19 protein-coding genes are annotated in these 24,414 nt (G+C 64.6%); 12 read left to right on the plus strand and 7 right to left on the minus strand.

Annotated elements, in window-relative coordinates; translation table 11 throughout:
* Positions 1–11: 11 nt before the first annotated feature.
* Both pglW and pglX read left to right on the plus strand, forming a co-directional pair.
* The gene (gene pglW / locus AB0C35_RS19580; RefSeq protein WP_358457633.1) at positions 12–4,310 is read left to right on the plus strand and encodes a BREX system serine/threonine kinase PglW; all 4,299 of its coding nucleotides are present in this window, start codon (positions 12–14) and stop codon (positions 4,308–4,310) included.
* The gene (gene pglX, locus AB0C35_RS19585) at positions 4,307–7,921 is read left to right on the plus strand and encodes a BREX-2 system adenine-specific DNA-methyltransferase PglX (protein WP_358457636.1); all 3,615 of its coding nucleotides are present in this window, start codon (positions 4,307–4,309) and stop codon (positions 7,919–7,921) included. The genes pglW and pglX overlap by 4 nt, the downstream gene beginning before the upstream one ends.
* Positions 7,922–8,172: 251 nt before the next feature.
* On the opposite strand, the gene AB0C35_RS19590 is transcribed toward pglX, so the two are convergent.
* Both AB0C35_RS19590 and AB0C35_RS19595 read right to left on the minus strand, forming a co-directional pair.
* Positions 8,173–8,361 (minus strand): DUF397 domain-containing protein, encoded by a 189-nt coding sequence (locus tag AB0C35_RS19590; protein ID WP_358457639.1) that lies wholly within the window; start codon positions 8,359–8,361, stop codon positions 8,173–8,175.
* A gap of 12 nt (positions 8,362–8,373) precedes the next feature.
* A complete protein-coding gene (locus tag AB0C35_RS19595) occupies positions 8,374–9,237 on the minus strand; it encodes a helix-turn-helix transcriptional regulator (RefSeq protein ID WP_358457642.1) in 864 nt (287 codons plus the stop codon).
* A 308-nt stretch (positions 9,238–9,545) separates the two neighbouring features.
* Here AB0C35_RS19595 and AB0C35_RS19600 point away from each other — a divergent pair, with 308 nt between their 5' ends.
* Positions 9,546–10,829 (plus strand): IS256 family transposase, encoded by a 1,284-nt coding sequence (locus AB0C35_RS19600; RefSeq protein ID WP_358457645.1) that lies wholly within the window; start codon positions 9,546–9,548, stop codon positions 10,827–10,829.
* 726 nt (positions 10,830–11,555) lie between these two features.
* Complete coding sequence (locus AB0C35_RS19605; protein ID WP_358457648.1) at positions 11,556–12,338, plus strand: hypothetical protein; 783 nt, start codon at positions 11,556–11,558, stop codon at positions 12,336–12,338.
* Between the two features lie 55 nt (positions 12,339–12,393).
* Here the strand turns inward: AB0C35_RS19605 and AB0C35_RS19610 are convergent, their stop codons facing one another.
* From AB0C35_RS19610 to AB0C35_RS19630, 5 genes are all read right to left on the minus strand, one after another.
* Positions 12,394–12,702, minus strand: a complete 309-nt coding sequence (locus AB0C35_RS19610) for a hypothetical protein (protein WP_358457650.1) — start codon at positions 12,700–12,702, stop codon at positions 12,394–12,396.
* Positions 12,703–12,833: 131 nt separating this feature from the next.
* Positions 12,834–13,292 carry a hypothetical protein gene (locus AB0C35_RS19615; RefSeq protein ID WP_358457653.1) on the minus strand — a complete coding sequence of 153 codons (459 nt, stop codon included), beginning with the start codon at positions 13,290–13,292 and terminating at the stop codon, positions 12,834–12,836.
* Between the two features lie 66 nt (positions 13,293–13,358).
* The gene (locus tag AB0C35_RS19620; RefSeq protein WP_358457656.1) at positions 13,359–13,808 is read right to left on the minus strand and encodes a hypothetical protein; all 450 of its coding nucleotides are present in this window, start codon (positions 13,806–13,808) and stop codon (positions 13,359–13,361) included.
* Positions 13,795–15,333 carry a hypothetical protein gene (locus AB0C35_RS19625; protein WP_358457659.1) on the minus strand — a complete coding sequence of 513 codons (1,539 nt, stop codon included), beginning with the start codon at positions 15,331–15,333 and terminating at the stop codon, positions 13,795–13,797. Before AB0C35_RS19625 ends, AB0C35_RS19620 begins: the two co-directional genes overlap by 14 nt.
* Before the next feature lie 879 nt (positions 15,334–16,212).
* Positions 16,213–18,078 carry an AAA family ATPase gene (locus AB0C35_RS19630; RefSeq protein ID WP_358457662.1) on the minus strand — a complete coding sequence of 622 codons (1,866 nt, stop codon included), beginning with the start codon at positions 18,076–18,078 and terminating at the stop codon, positions 16,213–16,215.
* Positions 18,079–18,792: 714 nt separating this feature from the next.
* Here AB0C35_RS19630 and AB0C35_RS19635 point away from each other — a divergent pair.
* The 8 genes from AB0C35_RS19635 (at position 18,793) to AB0C35_RS19670 (ending at position 24,361) form a co-directional block, all read left to right on the plus strand.
* Positions 18,793–20,235, plus strand: a complete 1,443-nt coding sequence (locus AB0C35_RS19635; RefSeq protein WP_358457665.1) for a hypothetical protein — start codon at positions 18,793–18,795, stop codon at positions 20,233–20,235.
* A gap of 46 nt (positions 20,236–20,281) precedes the next feature.
* Entirely contained in the window at positions 20,282–20,707 is a 426-nt protein-coding gene (locus AB0C35_RS19640; protein WP_358457668.1) for a hypothetical protein, read from the plus strand.
* 211 nt (positions 20,708–20,918) lie between these two features.
* Positions 20,919–21,233, plus strand: a complete 315-nt coding sequence (locus AB0C35_RS19645; RefSeq protein WP_358457671.1) for a cupin domain-containing protein — start codon at positions 20,919–20,921, stop codon at positions 21,231–21,233.
* Between the two features lie 8 nt (positions 21,234–21,241).
* On the plus strand, positions 21,242–21,769 hold the full coding sequence (locus AB0C35_RS19650; protein ID WP_358457674.1) for a GTP cyclohydrolase I: 528 nt from the start codon (positions 21,242–21,244) through the stop codon (positions 21,767–21,769).
* Positions 21,766–22,266: a hypothetical protein gene (locus AB0C35_RS19655; protein ID WP_358457677.1), complete on the plus strand. Its 501-nt coding sequence runs from the start codon at positions 21,766–21,768 to the stop codon at positions 22,264–22,266. Before AB0C35_RS19650 ends, AB0C35_RS19655 begins: the two co-directional genes overlap by 4 nt.
* Positions 22,263–22,862: a thiamine pyrophosphate-dependent enzyme gene (locus AB0C35_RS19660; RefSeq protein ID WP_358457680.1), complete on the plus strand. Its 600-nt coding sequence runs from the start codon at positions 22,263–22,265 to the stop codon at positions 22,860–22,862. The genes AB0C35_RS19655 and AB0C35_RS19660 overlap by 4 nt, the downstream gene beginning before the upstream one ends.
* A 28-nt stretch (positions 22,863–22,890) precedes the next feature.
* The gene (locus AB0C35_RS19665; protein WP_358457683.1) at positions 22,891–23,955 is read left to right on the plus strand and encodes a hypothetical protein; all 1,065 of its coding nucleotides are present in this window, start codon (positions 22,891–22,893) and stop codon (positions 23,953–23,955) included.
* Between the two features lies 1 nt (position 23,956).
* Positions 23,957–24,361 (plus strand): NUDIX domain-containing protein, encoded by a 405-nt coding sequence (locus AB0C35_RS19670; protein WP_358457686.1) that lies wholly within the window; start codon positions 23,957–23,959, stop codon positions 24,359–24,361.
* Positions 24,362–24,414 lie beyond the last annotated feature (53 nt).

Consider the following 24,414-nt stretch of genomic DNA (forward strand, 5'->3'; position numbering starts at 1 on the left):
TGGCAGGGCTGATGGCGACGGGTGGTAACCGCTGGTGGGGGGCGCGTTCCGAGTTCCCCTGGGAGCAGGACGCTCTTGACTTCATCAAGCAGCGGATGCCGTCCACGGAGCCCTACCGCGCCTGGACGACGTTCACCTTCACCGCCAAGTCAGGTCACGTCCGCGAGGTCGACCTCCTCATCGTCACCCCGTCCGGGCTCTACCTGGTGGAGATCAAGAGCCATCAGGGCAGGCTGGTGAACTCCGGCAGCACCTGGATGTTCCACCACCACGGCCGGGTCAGCACGATCGAGAACCCGCTGCACCTGACCAACCGCAAGGCCGTTGAGCTGAAGGAACAGCTCCAATGGGCGCTGCGGAAGACGAACACGCGCGGCGTGCGCGTCCCGTTCATCCAGCCGGTGGTCTTCCTGTCCGACCCCACGCTGAAGTCGGAGCTGGACGAGTTCCAGAGCCCCGCCGTCTACGCCCGCGCCGGCGACAACGGGCTCCCGCCCATCTGGGACGCCCTGCTCGGCGCCGGGCGTCCGGCCGGGCCGTCCCGCGGTGAGGTCACGTTCTCCCGGAAGCTGCCCGAGCTGATGGACGCCATCGGCATCCAGGGCTACCGCAAGCACCGCACGGTCGGGACGTGGCGTCTAGAGGCGAAGGCCATGGACGCGGGCCCCACCTGGGAGGACTACCTCGCCGAGAACACCGCGATGGAGGGCGACCACCGGCGCGTGCGGCTGTACCTGTCGGAGCTGGGCGCGTCCCGCGAGGCGCAGGAGTCGACCCGCCGCGCCGCCCGCCGCGAGTACCTGGTGCTCCAGGGCATCGACCATCCGGGCATCGTCAAGGCGGAGCAGTTCAGCGACGACCATGACGCGGGCCCCGCGATCGTGTTCCCGCACCGCCCCGAGTGGCTGCGGCTCGACCACTACATGGCCCAGTACGGCGACGGACTGGACGTCGAGACCCGCCTCGCCATGATCCGGCAGCTGGCCGAGGCGCTGTCTCATGCGCATCGCCGCCACCTCTACCACCGGGCCCTCGCCGCCCGCAGCGTCTACGTCGCGTTCCACGGCGCCGGCTACGACCCCACCCTGAAGATCGTCGACTGGCAGGCGGCGGCCCGCCCCGGCGGCGGCTCGGGGGATGCGGCCCCCGGCCGCACGTCCACCCTCGCCGGGGGCGTCGCCACGGCCGCCGGGCACATCGAGCGGTCCGCCGAGGCGTACCTGGCACCGGAGTTCGGACGCGCCGACGCCGAGAGCGTCCCCCTGGACGTCTTCGGCCTCGGCGCCCTCGGCTACCTGATCATGACGGGGACGGCGCCCGCCGACAGCCGCGGCGCCCTCGCCCGGCGGCTGACCGAGCAGCACGCCCTCACCCCGTCCGCGATCGACGAGTCCATCACGCCGCAGATGGACGAGGTCATCGCGTGCGCCACCAAGCGCGACGTCTTCGACCGGTTCGAGTCGGTGAAGGAGTTCCTGGAGTACCTCGACCTGGTCGAGGAGGAACTCACCGCCCCCGACGCCGAACCCGACCCGGACCCGCTCGACGCCGTGCGCGGCACCGTCGTCAACGGGTGGACGGTGCAGCGCAACCTCGGACAGGGCTCCACGTCCCGCGTTTTCCTCGCCGAACGCGAAACGTCCGACGGCAAGCAGACCGGTGTGCTGAAGGTGGCGCTCACCGAGGCCGCCGCCGACCGTCTGCACGACGAGGCCGCGTTGCTCGGGCGCCTGCGCAGCACCCGCATCGTCGGGCTGATCGAGGGCCCGTTCGACGTCGCGGACCGCACGGTCGTCGTCCTCGAACAGGCCGGGCAGGTCACCCTCGCCGAGCACATCAAACGCCAGGGGCGCCTCTCCCCGGACGAACTGGAGAAGTTCGGCGGCGAACTGTTCGACGCGGTCGACTACCTGGAGGAGGAAGGCGTCCGGCACCGCGACATCAAGCCGGAGAACCTCGCCGTCCGCCGCCTGGCCAACAACACCAGCCGTCTGGTCATGCTGGACTTCTCCATGGCCGGCACCCCCGACACCGCCGTCAAGGCCGGGACGCCCGACTATAAGGACCCGTTCGTCGGAACCGACCGCCGTCCCCGCTACGACGACCACGCCGAGCGCTACTCCATCGCCGTCACCCTGCACGAGATGGCGGCCGCCGAACGCCCGTCCTGGGGCGACGGCATGGCCGAGGCTGAATTTATCGACAAGGCCGAATCCACCCCGCAGCTCTCCGAGGACCGTTTCGACGCGGGCCTCCGCGACGCCCTAGCCGCGTTCTTCCAGCGGGCCCTGCACCGCGACGCCGACGAGCGGTTCGCGTCGCTGAAGCAGATGCGGGACGCCTGGCGCGGCATGTTCCTCGACCTCGACCAGACCGCGCCGCCGACCACGCCCAGCAGCACCGACGAGGACACCGACGACGTCAGGCAGGCCCGCGAGTCCCTGGTCAAGGCGGCCGTCCAGACGACCCAGCTCGTGGAGGCCGGTCTTTCGCCCCGCGCGCTGTCCGCCGCCATCGACGGGCTGGGCGTGTCCACGGCCGGGGAGCTGATGGTGGTCCCGGCCGCCCGCGTCCACCGGCTGGCGAAGACCGGGATCGGCTCAGGCCCCCGCAACGAACTGCTCCGCCTGGCGAGCTTCTGGCGAAAGAAGTACAACTCTGAGGAATCGGTCGCCGCCGTCGCGAAGGAGCAGCGGCAGGCCGCCGAGGACGTCTCCGTCGCCGGCGCCGACGTCAAGGAGAGGCTCAAGCGTCTCAGCCTGGACGAGATCGCCGGGCGCCTCGTCCCGAAGACCGAGGGGCAGGACGCCGACATCGTCGCCCTGACCCTCGCCCTCCCCGGCCCGGACGGCACCAGGTCGCCGCTGCAACCCTGGGCGTCCCAGCGCAAGATCGCCGACCACAAGGGCATCAAGCCCACCGACGTGTCGCAGGCCCTCACCGACGCCCGCCGCCGCTGGACGGCCGACAGCGCCATCAAGCCACTCCGCGATGACGTCATCACGATCCTCAACGAAAAGGGACGCATCCTCGAAGCGGACCAGCTCGCCACCGAACTGCTGACCCGGCGGGGGAGCGGCCTCACCGCCCCCGACGCCCGCCGCGCCGTCGCCGGCGCCGCCCTCCGCGTCGCCATCGAGACCGAAGAACGCCTGGACGAGCCCCGCCTCGCCAAGCGCCGCACCGGCCCTGGCGGCAAGACGGTGCTGATTGCCCTGCGCGCCCCCGAGGACTCCGACGCCCCCGAAGCCGCCGACCTGTTCGATTACGCCGAGGACCTCGGGAAACGCGCCGACGACCTGGCGGCGCTGAACCCGCTGCCCAGCGCGGTCACCGTCCGGGGGGCGCTGCGCGAGGTGATCGTCCCGTCCGGGATGGCGTTGTTGCCGGACACGGCCCTCGTCGCCCTGTCCGCCGCCGCATCGGCGAACGCGGCCGTCACCGCCCGCCTGGAGCTGTACCCGATCGACCTCGACCCGGTGCGCGCGCTCGAACTGGCGCAGATCGCCGGATACCTCGGCGGCTCGGGCATCACACCGGACGACCTCCGCCGCCGCGTCCTGGCCCGCTTCCCCCGCATGACGAAACTGCCGGACGAGCCGACGCCCCTTTATAAGGCACTCCGCAAGGCCGGATACGAGGCCGAATGGAGCAAGGACGGCAAGCACCTCGTCGACAAGCGGTTCGATGTCGCCGCCCGCTCCTACAGCGGCGGCCACAGCCCCGGAACGGCCACCGCCACCAGCCGCATCTCCACCGACCAGATCACCCAGCGGCTTCTGGCAAGTGTCGACAACGGCGGCTTCCTCGCCCTCAAGACGCGGATTCGTCACGCGGAATCCATGCTCGGCGTCCTCGCCACCTTCGCGGACGTCACCCCCATCAACGTGACCACCGAGTTCACGCGCGCCCTCCGCGAGATCGTCGCGGCCCGAGGCAAGCCCACCTGGACGACGATGCTGGACGCCGACCCGGCGAGTGCATCACCCGTCTTCCACCAGCTCATCGACCAGGCGTTCGCCGAGGTGGAGAAATCCGTCCGAGCCACCGGCCACGTGGCGCTGTTGCATGACGCGACGCCACTCGCCCGCTACAAGGGCGGCCCGGAACTCCTCGCCCGCCTCGCCGACGCGGCCCGCGACCCGCACGAGACCCCGAACGGGCTCTGGCTGCTGTGCCCGATGGCGGACCCGAAGTCACTGCCCCTGCTCGATGACACGGTCGTCCCGACCAACACGGACAACGAACACCTGTTGCTGCCCCGCCACTTCGGGCAGCCCGACGAAACGTCCACTGGGAGAGCTTCATGATCGACCGCAAGGCGCTGCTCGCCGACCTCAAGAAGCAGGTCGGAACCCTTGAGGGGGACTTGCGGGAGCGTGCGGCCGACGATGCGGAGACTCACGCCCGCCTATACGGGGAGTGGCAGAAGGCCCGCACGGCGAACCGGATCGCGGCGACGTATGAGTCCTGGCTGGATGACCGAGTGACGCAGGCCGCGGTTGCCTGGGTCCTCGGGACCGTGTTCCTGCGCTTCTGCGAGGACAACGGCCTGATCGAGATGCCCTTCCTCGCCGGCCCCGGCGACAAGCTCGACCTTGCCCAGGAACGTCAGGCCGACTACATCCGGCAGAACCCGCACGACACCGACCGCGACTGGATCCTGGCAGGCTTCAAGGCGATGTCCCGCTCCCCAGTCGCCGCCGGACTTTTTGATCGAGCCCACAACCCCATGTGGCAGATCGAAATCCCCCACCATGCGGCCAAGGCGTTGCTGGCGTTCTGGCGTCAGCGGGACGAGGACGGCGAGACCGTCCACGACTTCACCGACCCGGAGTGGGACACCCGCTTCCTCGGCGACCTCTACCAGGACCTCTCCGAGGACGCCAAGAAGACTTACGCGCTGCTCCAGACACCAGAATTCGTTGAGGAATTTATCCTCGACTACACCCTCGAACCGGCCGTTGACGAGTTCGGCTTGGACGGTCTGCGCCTGATCGACCCCACCTGCGGTTCCGGCCACTTCCTACTGGGCGCCTTCCACCGCATCCTCAATAGGTGGCGCAACGCAGAGTCCGGCACGGGAATCTGGGAACTCATCCGCCGGACCCTCCTGTCGGTCCACGGTGTGGACAAGAACCCCTTCGCCACCAATATCGCCCGCTTCCGCCTCCTCGCCGCCACGATGAAGGCTGGCGGAGTTTCTACACTTGCACAGGCACCCGATTTTCCTATCGTCGTGGCCACAGGTGACTCACTTCTCCACGGTCGTGGTGCCCCGGGGGTTCAGGAAGACCTGCTCTCGGAAGCCGAGCCGCACACGTATGCAACGGAAGACATCTACGCATTTATCAGCAGCGAGGGGGGCGCGGACGGGCTAAGTGGCATTGATCTTCTAGGTGCCGGCAGCTATCACGTTGTGGTTGGTAATCCGCCGTACATTGCAGTTAGTGATAGGCAGGAAAACGAGAACTACCGGAACGCTTATAGGAGTTGCGTAGGAACTTATGCACTCTCGGTTCCGTTTGTCGAGCGGTTCTTTCAGTTGGCGCGACTTGGTAGTCGCGGCAACGCAAGAAGTGGCCTAATAGGTCAGATCACAGCTAACTCATTCATGAAGCGTCAATTCGGCAAAAGGCTTGTATCGGAATATTTGCCAACCGTTGACATCACTCATGTAATCGATACCTCAGGGGCCTACATTCCTGGCCACGGAACTCCTACCGTAATTCTATTCGCCCGTCGACAGTGGCCCATGCAAGATGTTCCTGTACCGGTGGTGATGGGCGTACGGGGCGAGCCTGCGCAACCGGCTTATCCCGCGAGGGGACTTGTGTGGACAGCGATACTTAGCAAGCTTTCAGGTGCAGACTCTGGCGGAGAAGAATGGGTCTCGCTAGAAAGCGTCTCTCGTGCAACACTCGCGCAGCACCCGTGGAGGCTTGGAGGCGGCGGTAAAGCTCAACTGCTTAGCCAAATAGAGTCCGCTTCCACCCAGAGACTGAAATCTCTGATCGATGGAAAGATCGGTTTTGCCAGCTTCCCGGGGCAGGACGAGGTTTTTATCCTAGGGGATGCTTGGATGAGGCGGAACGGTATCGAGTTCCCGATGGCCCGACACCTTGTGGTCGGGGAGGTTGTTCGTGATTGGGGGCTGCATATCCAAGAAGCGGCTTTTGTTCCATATGGAGAAGATCAAGCGGCCATTGAATATTTCCCAAACTCTCCTTGGGGCAAGCATCTCTGGTGTTATCGGAGTTCGTTGAAGTCGACCACAGGTTTCGGTGGAGTCACCAAGGGGCAAGCTGACGAATCATGGTGGACGTGGTATCGCTGGGTCGAGAAGCGGTATCTCACCCCTTACTCGATAACGTTTGCATTTGTGGCAACACATAACCACTTTTCTCTGGATCGCGGCGACAAGGTCTACAAACAGACCGCCCCCGTGATTAAGCTTCACAAAGACGCTTCAGAGAGTGAACATCTTCGACTCCTTGGCGTTCTCAATAGCTCCACCGCATGCTTTTGGCTCAAACAGGTAAGTCAACAGAAGGGTGGAGCAGCTAATTCAGGTGGTGGCAGCTCGGACCACCCATGGTCTTACAGTTATGAGTTCACTTCAACGAATGTTCAAGAGTATCCTTTGCCTCCACAAATGCCGAGTAGGCGTGCACGCAGGATTGATCGCCTTGCTCTGGCTCTTGAGTACGAGGCACCTAAGAGTGTTGTTGCAGGTGGAGTCCTTGACAGGGAGATTCTCGACGCTGCGCGTGATCGTTGGCGTTCCATACGTGGTCAGATAATCGCAGAGCAGGAAGAATTGGACTGGGAGGTCTATTGTCTATATGGGCTTCTTGGAGAGAACTTGACAGCGCCCATAGATGCCGTGCCAGAAATTCGGTTGGGTGAGCGTGCCTTCGAGATAGTACTTGCGCGTAACATGCGGGATGGCGACGCTGAGGCGGAGTGGTTCAGGCGGCACGGATCAGTGCCCATAACCGATATCCCGGAACACTGGCCGGACGAGTATCGACGCGTTGTTGAGAAGCGCATCGAAGTTATCGAAAGCCGTCGCGACATCGCTCTAATTGAGCGACCTGAGTGTAAGCGGCGTTGGATTACAGTTCCTTTGGGCGAACAAGAAAGGGTTGCACTTCGGGCTTGGCTGCTGGATCGTTGCGAGGCTCGTGCGCTCTGGTTCGCGAATGACGAGTATGGTCTTGAGCAACCGCGTACGATGACGGTAAACCAGCTTGCTGACCGACTCGGGCAGGATAAAGACTTCGTTTCGATCGCTCGGCTCTATGCAGGCGAAGATGCAGATTTGACGGTTATTGTAGACGAGGTTACGCGAGAGGAACATGTTCCTCACTTGGCCGCCTTGCGATATAACGAATCAGCTCTCCGTAAACGGGGACAGTGGGAAACGGTGTGGGAGCAGCAGCGCGAAGAAGATCGATCCAACAAGCGACTTGAAATTGCTATTCCTGCTCCATACAAGTCTGCCGACTTCCTTGAGTCGTATTGGAAGAGTCGTGGGAAGTTGGACGTGCCCAAGGAGCGGTTTATCTCGTATCCGGGGAGTGGGCCGGACGGGGACTCGTCCATGCTGCTGGGGTGGGCTGGCTGGGATCATCGGGAGCAGGCGCAGGCGCTCATGATGTTGATCGAGGAGCGGGCCACCCAGGACGGGTGGGACGCGGCTCGGTTGACGCCACTGCTCGCTGGCCTCGCTGAGGTGCTGCCGTGGGTGCGGCAGTGGCACGGTGAGATTGATCCGGCGTTCGGCCAGAGCCCTGCCGATGCGTACACCACGTACTTGGAGAGCAAGCAGCGCGAGTACGGAATCTCGGACGACGATCTTAAGAACTGGCGTCCCGAGAAGCCCAAGCGTGGCGGCCGGAGGAAGAAGGACCCCTGACGTCGTCCCGACCTGGCTGTCCCGGCTTCTTCGGTCCAGGGAAACGGGCGATGTGCGTGTTCTGGAGGTAGGTCTGATGGGTTCTGCGCGCCGTGCCCGCTGGCCGCGCGGATCAGCTTGCGGGAACTGACGTCCTGCTGTGGCGGAAGTGCGTCCCGCTACGGACGCGGTGTGAGGTCCGTAGCGGGCTGCGCAGCCAGCGGTGATTAGTTCTGCGGGTTGGTCGGCCCCGAGCGCCTAAGAATGTCTGATCAACTCGACCGGATGGAGTAGAGCAGAGCCGCCCACTCGTGGCGCGTCAGTTCCAAGATCGGACCAGCGCCGTTAGCTTTGGAGTCACGGATTCCTACAGTGCCCTCAAGACTGGGAGCAACCTCTACGCATGTGCCGTTGGGTTCGCTGTGGCGTGACTTGCGCCAGTTGGTGAATCGGCTCGTCATGGGGAGTCCTGTCTAGTCGCTCGGCTCTTGTGCCGCCTCGATCAGCAGCCGCTTGCTGTCGTCCGGTGACAGTGCTGCCTGACTGAGGTAGTCGTACCTTCGTGTATACCGCTCCACCTCACGCGGCTCGGTGTAGACGAGGTCAGCAGTGATGGTATCCACCACTGCCATCGGCGGGTCCTCCGCGGCGGGGAACGTGTAGAGGGTGAAGGTTGCTCGCGGAAGCAAAGTGCCGACCAGCTGCGCCCTGAGCGGGAGCACTCGAAGTGTCAGTTGTGGTTCGTTGTCCAGCGTCTTGATGACGTGCCTGAGCTGCGCCTTCATGATTTCAGGCGGGACGGTGAGTCGCCGAATCACTACCTCGTCCACGACGACCTCATAGGTGGGGCCGCCCGGTCGGAAGAGCGATTCCATACGTTGAAGGCGCGCGTCTGTCATCTTCTTGGGGTTGAAGTCGAGGGGCCCCTCCGCCTTGGTCAGGTTGATCAGGGCACCGATGAAGTCGGGTGTTTGGAGGACGCCCGGCATGGCGCTCTGGTTGTACTCGCGGATCGTCGTGGCACCGGACTCGATGTCCACGTAGAGGCGCTGGCGTGCCCCCATGGTGTCGCCGTAGCGGTCCCACCAGCCCTTCGCGGAGGCAGCGGACGCGAGGCGAACGATCGACAAGTATTGCTCGTCTGGGATTTCGAGTACATCGAGGATCTTGACGACGTCCCCGACGTCCGGTCGGCCGTAGGCGTTCTCCAGGCGGCTGATCTTCGTGCGTGAGTAGTGGATGCGCTTGGCGAGTTCGTCAGCCATCAACCCGCGCTCTTCGCGGAGCGTGCGGAGTACGGTGGCGAGGCGCTGGCGTCGTACGTACGGGCTGACCATGGCGACCCCCGGGGAGTAGGAACGTGACCGCGTAACTACTGTATGTACACCATGATCGTGACCTCTGGCATGAGAATGATCAGGCGGTCACGCCGAACACCGATAGACTTTTATATCGAACACGTCAACATGAGTCACGAAAACAGCGTTCGAGCGTCTCTGCCCTATGAATCGGTACGCGTCCGCACATCCGAGGCCGAGCAATGCTTGAGACCTGTGGATCGGCCGGGAAGGGGTGTACCTTCCCGGTGATCTGTTGAGGTCTCACGCAGGACCGACGCGCCAACGTCGGTCGGGAAGGCACACCCATGCTCACCGTAGTCTCCGCCTCTGGCGACGGCGACCACCACGCGGGAAACGCAGCCCCGCCCGCATCGCTGATCGACGAGATCGTCCGGGAGGGCGCCCGACGGATGCTGGCCGAGGCGCTGCAGGCCGAGGTCGATGCCTACGTCGCCCGTTTCATCGACGAGCGCGACCAGCAGGGTCGTCGTCTGGTCGTGCGCAACGGCTCGCACCAGCCGCGCGAGGTCCTCACCTCGGCGGGTGCGATCGAGGTGAAGGTCCCGCGCGTCAACGACAGGCGCACCGACCCGGTCACGGGTGAGCGGCAGCGGTTCTCCTCGGCGATCCTGCCGCCCTGGGCGCGTAAGACCCCGCGGGTGAGCGAGGTGCTGCCGCTGCTGTACCTGCACGGCCTGTCCAGCGGGGACTTCGTCCCGGCACTGGGCCAGTTCCTCGGCTCGTCGGCCGGGCTGTCGGGGCCGGTCATCACCAGGCTCACCGAGCAGTGGAAGGCCGACCAGCGGGCCTTCGCCGACCGCGACCTGTCCGAGGTCGACTACGTCTACCTGTGGGCCGACGGCGTCCACGTCAACATCAGGCTTGAGGAGCACCGGCTCTGCCTGCTGGTCATGATCGGAGTGCGGGCCGACGGCCGCAAGGAGCTTATCGCCCTGGCCGACGGGTACCGGGAGTCGACCGAGTCCTGGGCCGACCTGCTGCGCGATTGCCGGCGCCGCGGCATGCGCGCCCCAATCCTGGCGGTCGGGGACGGTGCACTGGGCTTCTGGGGCGCGCTGCGCGAGGTGTTCCCCCAGGCCAAGCAGCAGCGCTGCTGGTTCCACAAGATCGCCAACGTCCTGGCGGCACTCCCGAAATCGGCGCATCCAGGGGCGAAGAAGGCCCTGGCTGAGATCTGGAACGCCGAGGACAAGGACCACGCCGTCGCAGCGGTGAAGGCGTTCGAAGCCGCCTACGGTGCCAAGTTCAGCAAGGCCGTCGCCAAGGTGGTCGACGACCTGGACGAGCTGCTGGCGTTCTACGACTTCCCGGCCGAGCACTGGATCCACCTGCGGACCACCAACCCGATCGAGAGCACCTTCGCCACGGTCCGCCACCCCACCAAGGTCACCAAAGGACCCGGCTCACGGGCGGCCGGCCTGGCCATGGCGTTCAAGCTCATCGAGTCCGCCCAGACACGCTGGCGCGCGGTCAACGCCCCCCACCTCGTCGCCCTCGTCCGCGCAGGAGCAACCTTCACCAACGGCAAGCTCGTCGAACGCCCCGACGACCGACCAGAAGCCGCCTAGAACCTGATCCACAGGTATTGACTATTGCTCTCCGAGGCCAGTTCTCTGGGCGCGCCCCACTGTGACTTGTCCGGCCTACATCATCCCTTGGGGCGTCCCACAGCGGCCTGGTTCCGAACTCCATCATCCCGAGGGCGCAACCCGCATACGTCACTCAGCCCCATAGTCGAACGTTCACGTTTGCCGCACTGGCCGCTGCCGGCGTCGTCAGCACCCACACCGTCACCACACCTGGGCTTGTCAAAGACGGACGGCACGGTTCCGGCCGACCCGGTGTCGTCCTCGCACGCCCCACCATGGCGCCCACCCATCCACATCTCCACGCGACCGGTCCTGCCTTCCTGGCTGCGGCGTCGCGAGATAGGTACCAGCAGGCAATAAAGGCAGGTCCCCTCCCACGCGGGTCTGTACCAGCGCACCAGTTCATCGACCCCCGGCCCGTCCCCGGTCATCACGTCTCCGTCATCTCTTGGGATCGAATGGCTGAGCAGTGCGGCCCACGGGATCGAGTGAACTGATGATTAGCGTCTTCTGTGTGACATGTAACCTATGTGGACGCTATGTCGGCACTCAGCAACCATCGCCATCTGGCCAAAGCTGTCAGCGCAGCTTGTCGAGCTAACAAGCACCGGTTTCAGGGCGCAGTCTGTGTCCGACGCCACAATCATGTCAGTGGCTATTGCTAGCCTTTCCCAGGTGAGTACGGAGCCATGGATTGTTATCGCCTTGATCGAGCTCGCCCTGTTTCTGGCGCCCATCGTCCTTGCGGGCGTCTTTATTGCCATTGATTGGTCGACCTATAATTTCAGTGCGATCAAAGCGGACGCCATCCTCGGGGCAATCTGGTACCCTTTCGTCGGCGGGCTGGCTGGGGGGCTGATTGGTCTAGGTGTTTCAAGGGCCCCGGAGGGCGGTCATTGGTCACTTCTGACGGCCTTTCTCGCGGTCTGGATATTTGGAGGTCTCGGGGGTTCGTGGTACTACAAAGCACTGCGAAATGATGCTCGACCTAGCAGGGTAAGTGCGCAGGTCTACTATCAAGACATCAGCTATCTGGCGGAGCTGCCCACCGTGACGGTGTTGAGCGGCCATGAGTATGGGCGCTGGCAAACACGTGCCAGGGAGCTTAGATCTCACGGTCGCCGGCTAGGCGAGGACGCATCCAAGGGGCGGAACTTCCGTAGCTGTTGGACTTCTCTGAAGCGAATCACCCGGGCAGTAATCGTCGTCGAAGTTGCTCTAGTGATAGTATTTGCTGTGACGAGTTCGATCTTGATAGACGAACCCCGGCTCCTGCTTGGCATTCTCTCTGGGATTTCGGTGCCATGCGCTGTGTGGCTATGGCTTCTTTGGTGCAAGCATTTGCTCCTGGTTAAAGGCTTGGAGGCAGAGCGTGCCGCGGAGCAGATTCTGGAGCTTCTCCAGCAGTTCGAGGTCGAAGCGCCGGAACTGCCACCTGCAAAACTTGGACAGCGGCTTGCGCGCCTACTATCCATTAGGCCGAGGTAATCTGCCTGTTTCGGACGTGGCGGCTTTCGTAGCCTCGTTTAGATTCCTGCGCCAGTTAGTGCGAGTGCTCGGTCCAGCGGACCAGGTTGTGGAAGAGTTCGGCCTGCTCGATGGCATCGTCCAGCGCGTTGTGGGTGTGCGGCCGGTCGGACAGCAGTTCGGCGGGCATCTGCCGTTTGGTCGAGCGGGTGAGCAGGGCATGGGCCTTGGTGGCGTACAGGGTCTTGAGGTCCAGGTGCCGTGAATGGCCGAAGGGGGACCGGTTGTCAGCGAACCGCATCCAATATACCAGTACCAGGAACATCCAGCCGAAACCGCGAGTATAGGCCACCAAGGCCGCCGAGGCGTCCGCCGATACGCTCACGCTTGGCGATCGGAGCCTTCTGTGGTGTGTCGTTACAGACCATTCGCCAGATTGCAGGTCAGCCACTGGTCAGCTCAGGATTCGAAACAAATTAGCCTTGCGTGGCCATCCGCGCGAGTGGCTGCCCATGCTCAGGCGTTGCGGGAATCATCTTGCCGTACTACGCCCCGCTCCCTGGCGAGAGCCGCAGAGTTTTGGATGAACTTCTCCAGCTCCGCCTCGTCAAAATCTTCTTCCAGGACAAGAATAAGAAGCAGGAGGATCTGGGCGCGCGCCATGGTTACCTCGTCCACGCCAAATGGCGGACGGCCGCTAAAAGCTTCGTCGCCAAGAGAATAGCGAATGAGGCCCTCAGCTACGCGGGGGTCCAGCTCATGCGCATACTCCTCAAGGTCGAGGCGAAGATCAGCGACAAAGCGGATCACCTGCGGTGTGGTGTAGGTCGGCGAGAACTTCCGTCGCAAGGCCTCGCCGAGGGCGTAGTAGACTAGGAGGGAGTATCCGGTATTGACCTCGCTCCCAATTTTTTCGCCGTATTGCTCAATCCATTCTTCAGGGCCTTCGGCCAGGATTGTGCGCAATGCCGCCACGTGCATGTCTGTAACGTGACTGAGAGGACTCGCCGTCATTCGACACCCACCGGGTAGTTGGCTGTGTCAGCCTACGTGCTCATCAGCTTCGGCCCGCGCCTTCGCAAGAAAGATATCGAGCTCGGATTCGCCGAGATCGGCCTCCGCCATCAGCGCTGCGAGCAAGAGAATTTTTGTGCCAAGCAGCGTCTCGCCATCGATATCTTCGCTTATCGGCCCCTTGTCTAGGGCATGCAGAACGACCTGTTCGGCGACGGTGGGATCCATTTGCTCGGCTGCGACGGGATGTGCTGATCGCTGGTAGGCGATGAATTCGATGACTTCTGCGTCATCGGCGACCTTATCGTTGATGATGAATTTTCGGTCGACAGCCTCGAAGAATGCCGCGGTCACCAGGGCGATGTAGCCAGCTTGGCTTTCTTCCGTCTCCAGTTGATCCAGGAGGCGTTCGTGTTCATCCATCTGGCCTGCGAGCTGAGCGCGCAAGGTGGCTAGCTGGTGATCAGTTATCGGCATGTTCACTCCGTCGAGAAGATTTGAACGATCGGTACATGTGTACCCCTCCGCTGAATATTGCCGCCATCGCTACGATTCCGTTGCTCACGGGATCCGTCGAATACCCGGTATGAGCTGCCGGTTTAGGTCCGCTTGCATCAGTCTTGGACTCTGTCTGCCCTGTCGGTGGGGGTTTTGATTGAAGGTCCTTCACGCCTTTGAGGATCTTTTTTGTAGCGCCGATTGCCGTATTGACTCGGTCGTAGTTCTCCCACCGGCCCCGGCGTCCCTCTTCGGGATCGGGGTTGCGGTCGACAGGGTCGTCCTCGGGTGAGATAGGTTCGCCGCGGCCGGATGTCCTATCCCGGATAGGTTCGGGGAGATCGCGGTATTTGTTTGGTTCGTCGTCTGTGGTGGCCGGGGTTCCCGACCGGCCTTCGGCATTCCTATCACGGCGCTCGAGCTGGTTGCCGGGCATCTGCTCGTTGAACTGGATGACCGGGGATGCCCACCGTGTGACGCCTTCCTCCGCCGCCGGTGGCCAGGCGACCCGGACTCCCGGTTCGTCCCTCGGCTCCGGATGGTCGGTGGCGCGGACCGGTTCTTCGGCGGGCTGCGGTGTGTCGGTGCGGCCGTCCTGTTGTTCGGCGGGAGCGGGCTCGTCCTGCGGTGTGTGGTCGTGACCGGCCGACTCGTCCTCGGCCTGGGGTTTCTGTTCGTTGCTGGCTTCCCCGCCGGCCTCATTCCCGTCGTCGTCGGGCGTTTGCCCCTCCTGCTGGGGGAGTGGCTGATGGTCCCTGCCTTGAGGAGCCTCGGCCTGCGCTTCGCGGTCGTCGGGTCGGTCGCGTTCGCCCGGTGATTCCGGGCCGGCCTCGCCTGTTTCCTGGCGGGGAGGCTGTTCGCCGGGTCTGTCGGCCTGTCCAGTCTCGTCAGACTCCGGCTCGGTTTCGCCGGTCATCGGCCGCTCTTCGGCGGTGTGCGGTTCGGCCGGTGCGTCCGGCCTCTCGTCGGCGGGCCTGTCGGAGGAGGGCTCGGCCTTGTCGTCCTGGAGTTCTCCGCGCGGTTCCGTGCCCGTCTCCGGAGCAAGCTCGCCGGTGTCCGTTGTGTAAGGCTGCTCGCCGCGTTCGTCCGGTCGTGCCTGTCCGGTCCCAGGTTGGGGGCGGCCGGTATCCCGCTCGCGCTCGCCGCTCCCGGCCTCGGCGTCGCGCTCGGTCTCGCCGCCGTCCGGCGTCCTCTCCGGGGTCTTTGGCTCGGCTTGGGCGTCCTGCCTCTCATCGGCGGGTTCGGCGGAGGAAGACTCTCCCTTGTCCTTCTCGCGTTCGTCGCGCTGCTCGGTGCCGGTCTCCTGCGAGTCGGTCTGCTGGGGTGCAGTCTCGGCGCGGCGGGCCTCCTGGGCTTCGCGGGCGGCGCGGAGGCTTTCCAGGCGGGACGGCTGGCCGGGCGACCCGGGCCGGTCGGGCGGCGGCGCCGGCGGACGGTCCTCGGCCGGTGGTTTCTCGACATTCTCCGCGCGGGTGTCGGTCCCGCCGGGCCGGTCGATGCCCACGCTCTGATCCTCTCCGCCGGGGGAACGGACTCCGTCATCCGCCACAGATCTGACAGCGGACTTATCGCCCTTTTCGCTACATGTCGGACATGCATCCGAGGGGCGTGCGGGGTCGACCTCCGGAGGCGCCACCGCCCATGTAATCGCGAACGCTCCGGATTTGCACGTTCACGATGCGAACGTTCGTGGCTTGCCTGTTCGAGTCGGTGGGCCCAGGGGCATAGGGGAGGGGGCATCCGCGGGAAGAGGGCGAGGGTGTGTGACGTTCGGCGCGTGCAGACGTCGATTTCCAGTGAATTCGCAAGGTAGGTTGGTTCCGCGACGCACCCGCAGCTTGTGGTGCGCTATTCGCCGATCATCTTCGGCCGTTGCGGACGAACGCGATCCAGATGCGCTCAACGGCGCTATAGGCGCCTACAGAGGGTTCTTCCTGTGTTCGGGATGACACGGGGAGGCTGACCAGACTTACGGGCAGAGTCCAGCCGACGCGAAACCACGTGTCATCGACAACCGAGGGCCCCAGCACGGGGATTCGGGCGACGACCTCAAAGACGGGCGCCCCGTGAAGGGTAAAGGGCGGTGGCCGGAAGGCAGCATGCTTCCGGCCGTCAGACCCATCCCATGGTCAACTCGATCAGTCCTGCGGCTCGGCCTGGGACGCGACGAGTACCCGTTCGCCTCCAGCGTGGAAGGAGGCGGCGGATACCTGCGCTTCTCAGGCAGGTGCGGGCCGCCGGGCGATGACGTGTCGAGCGTGTGACCGTCCCTCGTCAGGCATCCGTGACCGACGGTCCGCGCCGTGTCCGCGTCCGATCCCGGCGAACCCGGCTCCCGTCATGGCCTCGCCGGCCAGGACGTACGAACCGCGCCCGATGGCCCTCAGCTCTCCCTGGCAAGCAACTGCACGCGGGCAATGATCTCCTTCAGCTGCGCCGGCGGAAGGGTCTCGGTCTGAAGCGTGGCCTGGCAGTACGTGTGCTCGCTCTTCCCGTCCGTCCCGTGGCCGTCCGCGATGAGCTGCTTCTTCTTGGTCTCCCAGTCCTGCCACTCAGCCTTGAGGAAATCCTCCAGCCTGCCGCGGAACACCGCGTGCCTGTCCGCAACCCGCGTCTCAGGCCAGTCCTCCGGATCCGCGCCGAGTAGCGCCAGCAGCTTGCGGTTGTTGCCGGTCTCCTGGGCGATCCGGTTCGCAAGCCTGGCGTCGGTATCGTCGGGCTGCTGCTCGGCATTGTGCCTGTCTCCGTCGAAGACCACGAAAGCCGGGATGCCCAGGGCGGTCAGGATCGCGTACGGCAGGCGGAGATTCTGCTTCCCTCCGACCTGCACCACCATGATCCCGTTCGTGTTGAGCGGATCCTCGCGGAGACCGCACCCTTCAAGGACGCCCTTGTCCGTGACACCCTCCACCAGGATCACGGCACGGGCGAACATGGCCTCCGGCATCTCCGTCAGGTAGGCACGGGCGATCTGCCGCATCAGGTCCGCGTCCTTAATGCCCGACCCAAGCCGGTCCCTGACGGCGGCCTGCGTGGTCGAGTGGACATCGACGGATGGGGCGCCGTCCTCGACGGTGCGGGTCATCCGGCGGATCTGATCGAACCCGTCCGACTCCAGGAAGTACGGGCTGTGCGTCGCGTACGAGATCTGGATTCCTCGTTCGCGCTGGTCGGCGAGGGTCCGCAGCACCGAAGCGAACGTCCGGGCCTGGACGGGATGCTGGAAAAGCTCCGGCTCCTCGATCGCCAGGAACACCGTCCGGCTGTCCTCCGCGGCCCTACGCTCCGCCAGTACCCGCAGCGCGGTGATCAGCACGGCCCGCTGGAAACCGTGCCCCTGCTGGTCGACGCGGGTGCTGGCCGTGCCGTCCTCGACCGAGACCTGGAACTGGGCCTGTGGCACCCGCATCTCCGGGATGTGGGAACGGATGCGCAGCCGGCGCCCCCGGGTCAGCTGCTCGACCTCGCGGGTCAGCTCGTCCGACAACGCCTCGAGCTGCGTCTCGAAGTGCTCGGCGTGGATCTTGCCGCGGTCGTCGTTGAACACCGTCTGCAGGTCGAGCAGATCCTTCTCGGCCTGGGTGCGGTTGACGGCCTGGTCCATGATCCGGCCGATGACCGAACCCCTGGCGTCCCGGCCCTCCTCGCCCGCCCGGAGGTCCGCGCTGACGAACACGTAGTCGAACAGCCCGGTCATCTTCGCCTGCCCCGCGAAGCCGAAGAAGTGGCCGTCCGCCGTCAGCTCCGTCGCGACCAGTTCGTCCTCGTGATCCCGCTCCCATGCGGTCATCGCGTCCTCGGCGGCCTGCGCACTCCGGACGGACAGCAGGAACAGATCAGGACGCTCCTCCCGCAGTGCCCTGTACCGTGCAGTGCGCTCGCCGGCCCGCTCCGGCCGCCGCACCTCCTCGAACGGCAGGTAGGCGAGCGCGTGACCCGACAGCTTGGCCGTGCCATCCTCCCAGCGCCGCCACAGCTTGACGGTCTTCGCGCCTCCGGCCGCGTACTTGCCGAGCGCCGTCCGGTCCAGGTCGGTGAGGTCGCAGAACTCGACCTCGACACTGATCTGCCTGTGCTCGGCGCCCGCCCACACGTCCTCGTCGGTCAGCGTCTGGGCGGTCCCGTTGAAGAACCAGTCCAGCGCCCGCAGGACGGCCGACTTGCCGACCCCGTTCGGCCCGATGAAGGTCGTGATGTCATCGAAGCGGATGTCCACATCCCGCAGACACCGATAGTTCTTGATCGCCACCCGTTGTATCCGCACCCCTGAACCTCACCGCCCACATGCGCCCCACCGCAACCGAAATTCTGTCACTGGCCGGAGTCCGCCGAAGTTAAGAACCTACGCACACCGGACGACCCCGTCCCACGTCGCCACCGACCTCGGCGAGGGCCCGGCACCGGGCACGGTTGCGCAGGAGCCCCGCGAAGCAGACGGCCACGAACACGACCGGCGTCGGCCGGCGATCCAAGAGCAGCCGACGCGGGGCCACACCGCGCGCTCGTACTCCTCGTCGCGCTCCTGTCATCCACCTGCCGACCGAATCCGCATGTCGCGGGCCTGCTTCCCCGCAATGGCGGGCCGGATGCAAGCCGATCGCGTCTGGCGGGACGGGGGAGGCGTGGCCTCTGCCGTGAAGGAGCACGACGGTTGTCAGCGGGACGCCCGGCCGTTCCGCGCGCTGGGCACCACCCAGACCCCAAGAGGTGCATGGACAGGGTGACAAGCGGGCCGTTAGAGAGGCTTGGCGAAACTCAAGGGTCAGTAGTGAATACGGCAATCAGTCATGAAGCACGTCAGCGCGTGCCCATGCCGAATTATTGATCTTCTGTGCGGCCGAAATGGGTTGTGAGGAAGGTCCGTCCGCGGCGGCGTCATGCGTTATGCTCATGGGCGCTGCCACGAGGGCGTGGATCTTGAACGTGGCTCGGTATCGCTGACCCAATGTGCTCGGGAGTGGCGATGGACGTCGACAGTGCCGGTGGGGTTTCTACCGGTTTCGAACCTGTCTATCTCCACTTCTTGGACAGTCAGCTCATCAACTCTGTCGCGCGGTTTCCCCGCCCCGATGACCTCGCGCACGTCTTCGCTGTGGCCGCGGTGTTCCGGGGCGGCCCTTTCTACTGCTCATTATCCGCTCTCTGGGAAAGCCCGCTCGCCCGCCAAGGGCCCCTCGCGGAACTGATTCGGATCGCCGCTGAGACCGGATGGCTTGTCGCCTACTCCGGCTTCGAGTCCACGGAGGAGTTCATACAGTCCAGGCATGAACTCTACGCGCACGCCTGGACGCGTTATCCGATGTACTTCTCCGCTACTGCGCGACCCGCCTACACGCCCGACGTCCAGGTAAAGCTGTCCGACACCAGTGCGGCGCTACAGCGCGGGACGCTGAACCATCTGCATGGATCGCCCGGCAGATTGATACCCCGTGCCGAGGTTCTGGAGTCTCCCCGGATCCAACGAAAAATTGAGCGCATACTGCGCAACCGGGGGAATCGGGCAATGACCGCGCCGCTGTTCGACGACCTACGGGATGCAGGCCCAGCAGGATATCTGGCGCAAAAGCATCTCACCAAGGTCATGTCGGCCAACTACCTGCGCGACTACGTCGCGGCTGGAACAGGCGTGATTCTCACCGGTATCCACGGCTTATCACTGTTCGAGGGGAGCTTTACCGAGGGATTTCCGGGATCCGATGCGCCGGTGCTCAACACACTGGCAAAGATGCTCAACATGAACGTCCCGTACAACGTGGAGACGAGCCGTTGGTGGTATCGCTTCTTCGAAGCGAAGCACGCTCCACTGCACGCCGAGTTCGTCGGCCGGACCGGCATGCTCCTACGGCATTGCGCGGCGGCACCCGTGGCCGCCTCATTACCGGCGCGCCGCTCGGCGACCATGGGCATACTGCGCCGATCCTTCTATGGCCTGCCGCAGAACACATGCCGCGGCGACCCGGACATCGACCTAGCGGCCGCCCTCAACCGCCTGGAAAAAGCAGAACAGCGGGCCCAGAGAATCGGAGTACTCCAGATGAGCACATCTGAGCACAGCGCACCGGACGAAACCCAGCCGCCGGCCATCGTGTTCCACGGAAATGTCAGCGGGTCGAGCTTCGTCCTCAGCGGACGCGACTCCAACATCGGGCAGGTGGGAATTGAAGCCCAGCGCGTCCGGGATTTCACCGAGCAGTTGCGCGACAACCTCGACGAGGTTGCGCGGGAGAGCGGCGAAGGCGCCAGGGTGGCGCAGGAACTGGCCACCGTCGAGGCACATCTGAACGGTGCCGAAGTGCCCGCCGGGCGCGCTCAAGCATCGCTCGAATATCTCCGGGCCGTCGTCCTCGGCGTGGCCGGCAACGCGGCCTTCACGGGGCTGGTGGAGCTGGCTCAAAACATTGGCTGATCTACGCCGACGGCCTGCCGCTCAGGAAAGTTCCGGTGGACGTACTGTGAAAATATATGTCGCGGCCCGCTTCGAAGAACGGGAACGAGTCCGGAAGGTCTACGAAGCCCTGGAGAGACGGGGACATATGATAACGGAGGATTGGACGGTCCACGACGCAGCGAAGCCGTACGCCGACAATGGGAGTTTAGTGTCGAAGTACGCGGTTCAGGACGTGGACGCAGTCCGGGAAAGTGACGTCTTCATGCTTTTGACCAGTCCCGTCGCCGGCGGCGGCAGCTCAACGGAGTTCGGTGTGGCGCTCTGCTCCAACCTGCTCTTCGGCCGCCCTCTCATTTATATTGTGGGAGAACACACCGAGGCGAATCTTTGTTTTTATCACCCGGCCGTCAGGAAGCGGAAGGATATCGATCAAGTTCTGCGGGAACTCGAGGAATATGAATCGATCAACCGCCCGCTCAAGCGTAGATGATCATTCACCACTCGTCGCTGCGGCTCAGCGTTACGCCAGGACTTCACTCCGTGGATAAACAGGGTCGACTCTCGTTTGTCAAGGGAACCTCATTGCCGTAATCGGTCACCTGCCTCTGTGGCCTCATGCGGCTATTCGGCTGTTCAGGGCACGTGTGTCCCGTGATACTCAACGGGGAGTGGGGAAAACCCAGCGAGCAAGGTGAAGCCGTATGTCTCACATCTCGGCCGCCGTCGGCAGCCACCTCGTTTACGAAGATTCCCGGGTGCGCGTGTGGACCCTGGAACTCGCCCCCGGCGAGGAGACCCCCGTCCATCAGCATCTCTGCGACTACGTCTACGTGGTGATCTCGGGCGGGAGCACCGAGACCCGCTATGCCGGTGGCTCAGCGGACCCCCGCACCGACCGGGCAGGAGAGTCCTACCACCACCCGGCGGGACCTCCGCATTCACTGGCCAACACCGGAGGAGCCCCCTACCGCAACATCATCGTGGAACTGGTCGAGACCGGCGGGCAGGGCGAATGATGGACTATATGCTGCTTTCCTGGTTCGGCGAGGTGTTCGGCAGGGAATCCGATGACCACGCAATACTGGCCGACGGCATCAAAGAGGACCCGGAACGGATCTCCCGTGCCTACCGGGACCTTCTCAGCGGCGGCTCGACCGACCCGCTGACCCTGCTCAAGCCTGTGAAACAGCTGGCGGAGGGTGAGTCCCACGGACTCGTCCAGGTCGGTGACATCCCATTCGTCTCCATGTGCGCCCACCACTTCCTGCCCTTCTTCGGCACCGCCACCGTCGCCTACCACCCCCGGTCCGTGATCATCGGGATCGGCAAGATCCCGCGCATGGTGGACTGCCTGGCCCGCCGGTTCCAGCTCCAAGAGACCCTGACCGAACTCATCGTCGACACCCTGTTCCGGGGCGCGGACGCCGAGGGCGCCTGGGCGCGGCTGTCCGCACAGCATTTGTGCATGTCGCACCGGGGCCCCACCGCGGTCACGGCCGTGACGACCACCAGCCACGGCTTGGGAGTCCTTGCCGGGCGGACGGCCCCATGAGCGCGGAGGACCTCTATCAAGGAATGCTCTCCGCTGGGGTGGAACTCGCGGTCGCGCTGCCCGACTCACTGCTCTCCCCGCTGTGCGCGATGACGGCCGAGCGCGGCGAGATTCCCTACGTCCAGTGCTGTGACGAGGCCACCGCGATCGGAATCGCCGCCGGCGCGAATCTGGCCGGAACGTGCACCCTCGTGCTCATGGAGAACTCGGGGCTGCGGCGGGCCTGCGAGACGCTCTCGCGTTTCGTCCTCTCGCATCGGCTTCATGTGGCGATGCTTCTCTCGCACCGCGGGGCCTTCGGAGAGGCCAACTGGTGGGGTCTCGCGCACTCGGAGACGATGGCGCCGCATCTGGAGATGCTGCGCATCAAGACCGAGCACGTCACCGCGGCCGTCGATTTCGAGGACGCCTTGCGACGTGCCTACTCGACGCTACGGACAGGTCAGAGCTCGGTCGCCCTGGTCGCCGAACGCTCCGCCCTCTCGGTGAGCAGATGAACAGCCGAGAATTCATCGAAGCCATCCTCGATCGGGCCGGCGGCAGGTCCGTAGCCGTCGTCGCACCAGGCCGGACGGGAGAACTGCTCTTCCGGATCCGTCCGGCGCGCACCCTGTTCGTCGACAGCATGGGCGACGTCTGCCCGCTCGCTCTCGGGATCGCGATGGCCGCCCGGGAGATCGACGTCTACGCGTTCGAGACGGACGGCGGCCTCCTGATGAACCTCTCCGTGTTGCCGGTACTCGGCCGCCGGATGCCGGAACTCGACAACCTCCGGATCGCGATCATCGACAACCGGATCTACGAATCCTCCGGTGGCATGCCGAGCCGTGGGTGCCCGCTCGATTGGGAGATGCTTTTCAGCGCGTTCGGGCTGCACGCCAGGGTCTGCGCCGACCCAGAGGCCGCGGCTTCGGCGGTTACGGCGGCTCGACCCGGCGTGCGGCGGCCGATCCTGATCGGCTCGGTGAGCAATGACGCTGCCGTCCCCGCCGCTGCCAAAACCATCGACGGAGTGGAGTCCTCCTATCTCGTCGAAGCGGAGCTGGCCCGGCTGCGGGGGATCGAACGCCGTCGGCCGGCCGCGAAGTCCTGATGTTCCGGATGACCGACATGGAGCTCACATGAGCGTTCTAGAGCAGTTGACGGTCAACGAAAAGGCGACTTGCTATGGCTATGGCCATGATCAGGGACCGGTGCGGACACTGGTCGTCTCCACGGACGCCTCCAGGAGGCTCCTGACGAACCCCGTCCTCGTCGGCGCACCGTATCGCGAACTGCTCGCCACCGCCGTGTCCGAGGCCGTCGCCATAGCGGCGACCGCGGATGCGCGGCTGGGCACCGCGATGACCGACTCGCCCGCGGACGTTCTTGTCATCCTGCGCGGTGGCCTGACCTTCGCGCTGACCGAGGTCCTCGGAACCCCCGAAAAGCCTCCGGCCGTGAGCTTCATAGGGACCGACCGTGGCACCGGCGGCGCGACCGCCGTCTGTTATGAGCGGTGGGAGACCGCTCAGGGGTTCCTCGCCTTCGGCGACATCGTGGCCACCGGCGGCACGGTCCAAGTCGCCCTGAACGCGGCACGCCGGTGGTATTCGGGACGGGACGCGCCGCGGCATGTTCTTGTCGTGTCCATCGCCGCGGCACCGGGAGTCGAGGTCATGCGGCACGCGCTGGCCGAACTCCAAAGGGAAGGAGCCGGAGCGGCGACCATCATCGCCTTGGAGGCCATCTTCGGCTTGCCCTCCCGGCCGTCACCGGGAATCCCGCAGGATCACTTCGACTTCCTGCGCACCGGATACCATCCGGCACCCGAATTCGAACTGGCCCGGCTAGCGGAACCCGACAGTCTGTTCGAGAAGTGCGCGATTTACGACGGCGGTCTCCGTGCCTTCAGCCCGGACAGCCACCTGCGAGGGAGATCCGACTGGTGGAAGCGGCTCATACGGAACAACGACCTTAGCCTGTACGACCTCGGCGGGGTTGTGGCCGGATTGGGTGATTTTGACCAGCCTTATCCGGCATGGCTGTCTCGCGTTCCATATCACACGGACGCCAGCACGTTCCAGCAAATCTATGAACTAGGAAAAGGTGCCGTTGAGATGGCACGGCGGAACTCCGTGCGGCAGTATGGAGCGAAGCTCGTTCATTCGTCAGACGAGAGCACTCCGAACATCATGGGGACATGATATGGCCGTATCGCGCACTATCGACAAGGTCGCCTGGATCCATACGGAAGACGGACGGATCCTCAGTACATTGTCGCGAGGGAAGTCGCGCTATTACATTCCAGGCGGCAAACGCGAGGGCGACGAGACCGATTTGGAAACACTGGAGAGAGAGATTCGCGAAGAGCTGAGCATCGAGTTGAACGTCGCCGATGCGAAGTTCGTCGGCATTTTCGAAGCGCAGGCCGACTCGCACGCGGAGGGCATATCAGTCGTCATGACGTGCTATGAGTGCCCCTATGAGGGCGAGATCCGGGCGGCCTCGGAGATAGCCGAGGTGGTATGGCTCGACTATGCGGGAAAGCACCAATCCTCGCCGGTCGACCAGATCATCTTCGACTGGCTTCACCAACGCGGCCGGCTGTGAAGGAGCGACTTGGCGCCGATTTGGCTGCCGCTCAGCGTGTGTCCAAAGGCGCT

The sequence above is a fragment of the Spirillospora sp. NPDC048819 genome, assembly GCF_040650055.1.
Lineage (GTDB): Bacteria > Actinomycetota > Actinomycetes > Streptosporangiales > Streptosporangiaceae > Spirillospora.

Coding starts and splice junctions, on each gene's coding strand:
- pglW (WP_358457633.1), top strand. CDS start 12: ATGGCGACGGGTGGTAACCGCTGGTGGGGGGCGCGTTCCGAGTTCCCC.
- pglX (WP_358457636.1), top strand. CDS start 4,307: ATGATCGACCGCAAGGCGCTGCTCGCCGACCTCAAGAAGCAGGTCGGA.
- AB0C35_RS19590 (WP_358457639.1), bottom strand. CDS start 8,361: ATGACGAGCCGATTCACCAACTGGCGCAAGTCACGCCACAGCGAACCC.
- AB0C35_RS19595 (WP_358457642.1), bottom strand. CDS start 9,237: ATGGTCAGCCCGTACGTACGACGCCAGCGCCTCGCCACCGTACTCCGC.
- AB0C35_RS19600 (WP_358457645.1), top strand. CDS start 9,546: ATGCTCACCGTAGTCTCCGCCTCTGGCGACGGCGACCACCACGCGGGA.
- AB0C35_RS19620 (WP_358457656.1), bottom strand. CDS start 13,808: ATGCCGATAACTGATCACCAGCTAGCCACCTTGCGCGCTCAGCTCGCA.
- AB0C35_RS19635 (WP_358457665.1), top strand. CDS start 18,793: ATGGACGTCGACAGTGCCGGTGGGGTTTCTACCGGTTTCGAACCTGTC.
- AB0C35_RS19645 (WP_358457671.1), top strand. CDS start 20,919: ATGTCTCACATCTCGGCCGCCGTCGGCAGCCACCTCGTTTACGAAGAT.
- AB0C35_RS19650 (WP_358457674.1), top strand. CDS start 21,242: ATGCTGCTTTCCTGGTTCGGCGAGGTGTTCGGCAGGGAATCCGATGAC.
- AB0C35_RS19655 (WP_358457677.1), top strand. CDS start 21,766: ATGAGCGCGGAGGACCTCTATCAAGGAATGCTCTCCGCTGGGGTGGAA.
- AB0C35_RS19660 (WP_358457680.1), top strand. CDS start 22,263: ATGAACAGCCGAGAATTCATCGAAGCCATCCTCGATCGGGCCGGCGGC.
- AB0C35_RS19665 (WP_358457683.1), top strand. CDS start 22,891: ATGAGCGTTCTAGAGCAGTTGACGGTCAACGAAAAGGCGACTTGCTAT.
- AB0C35_RS19670 (WP_358457686.1), top strand. CDS start 23,957: ATGGCCGTATCGCGCACTATCGACAAGGTCGCCTGGATCCATACGGAA.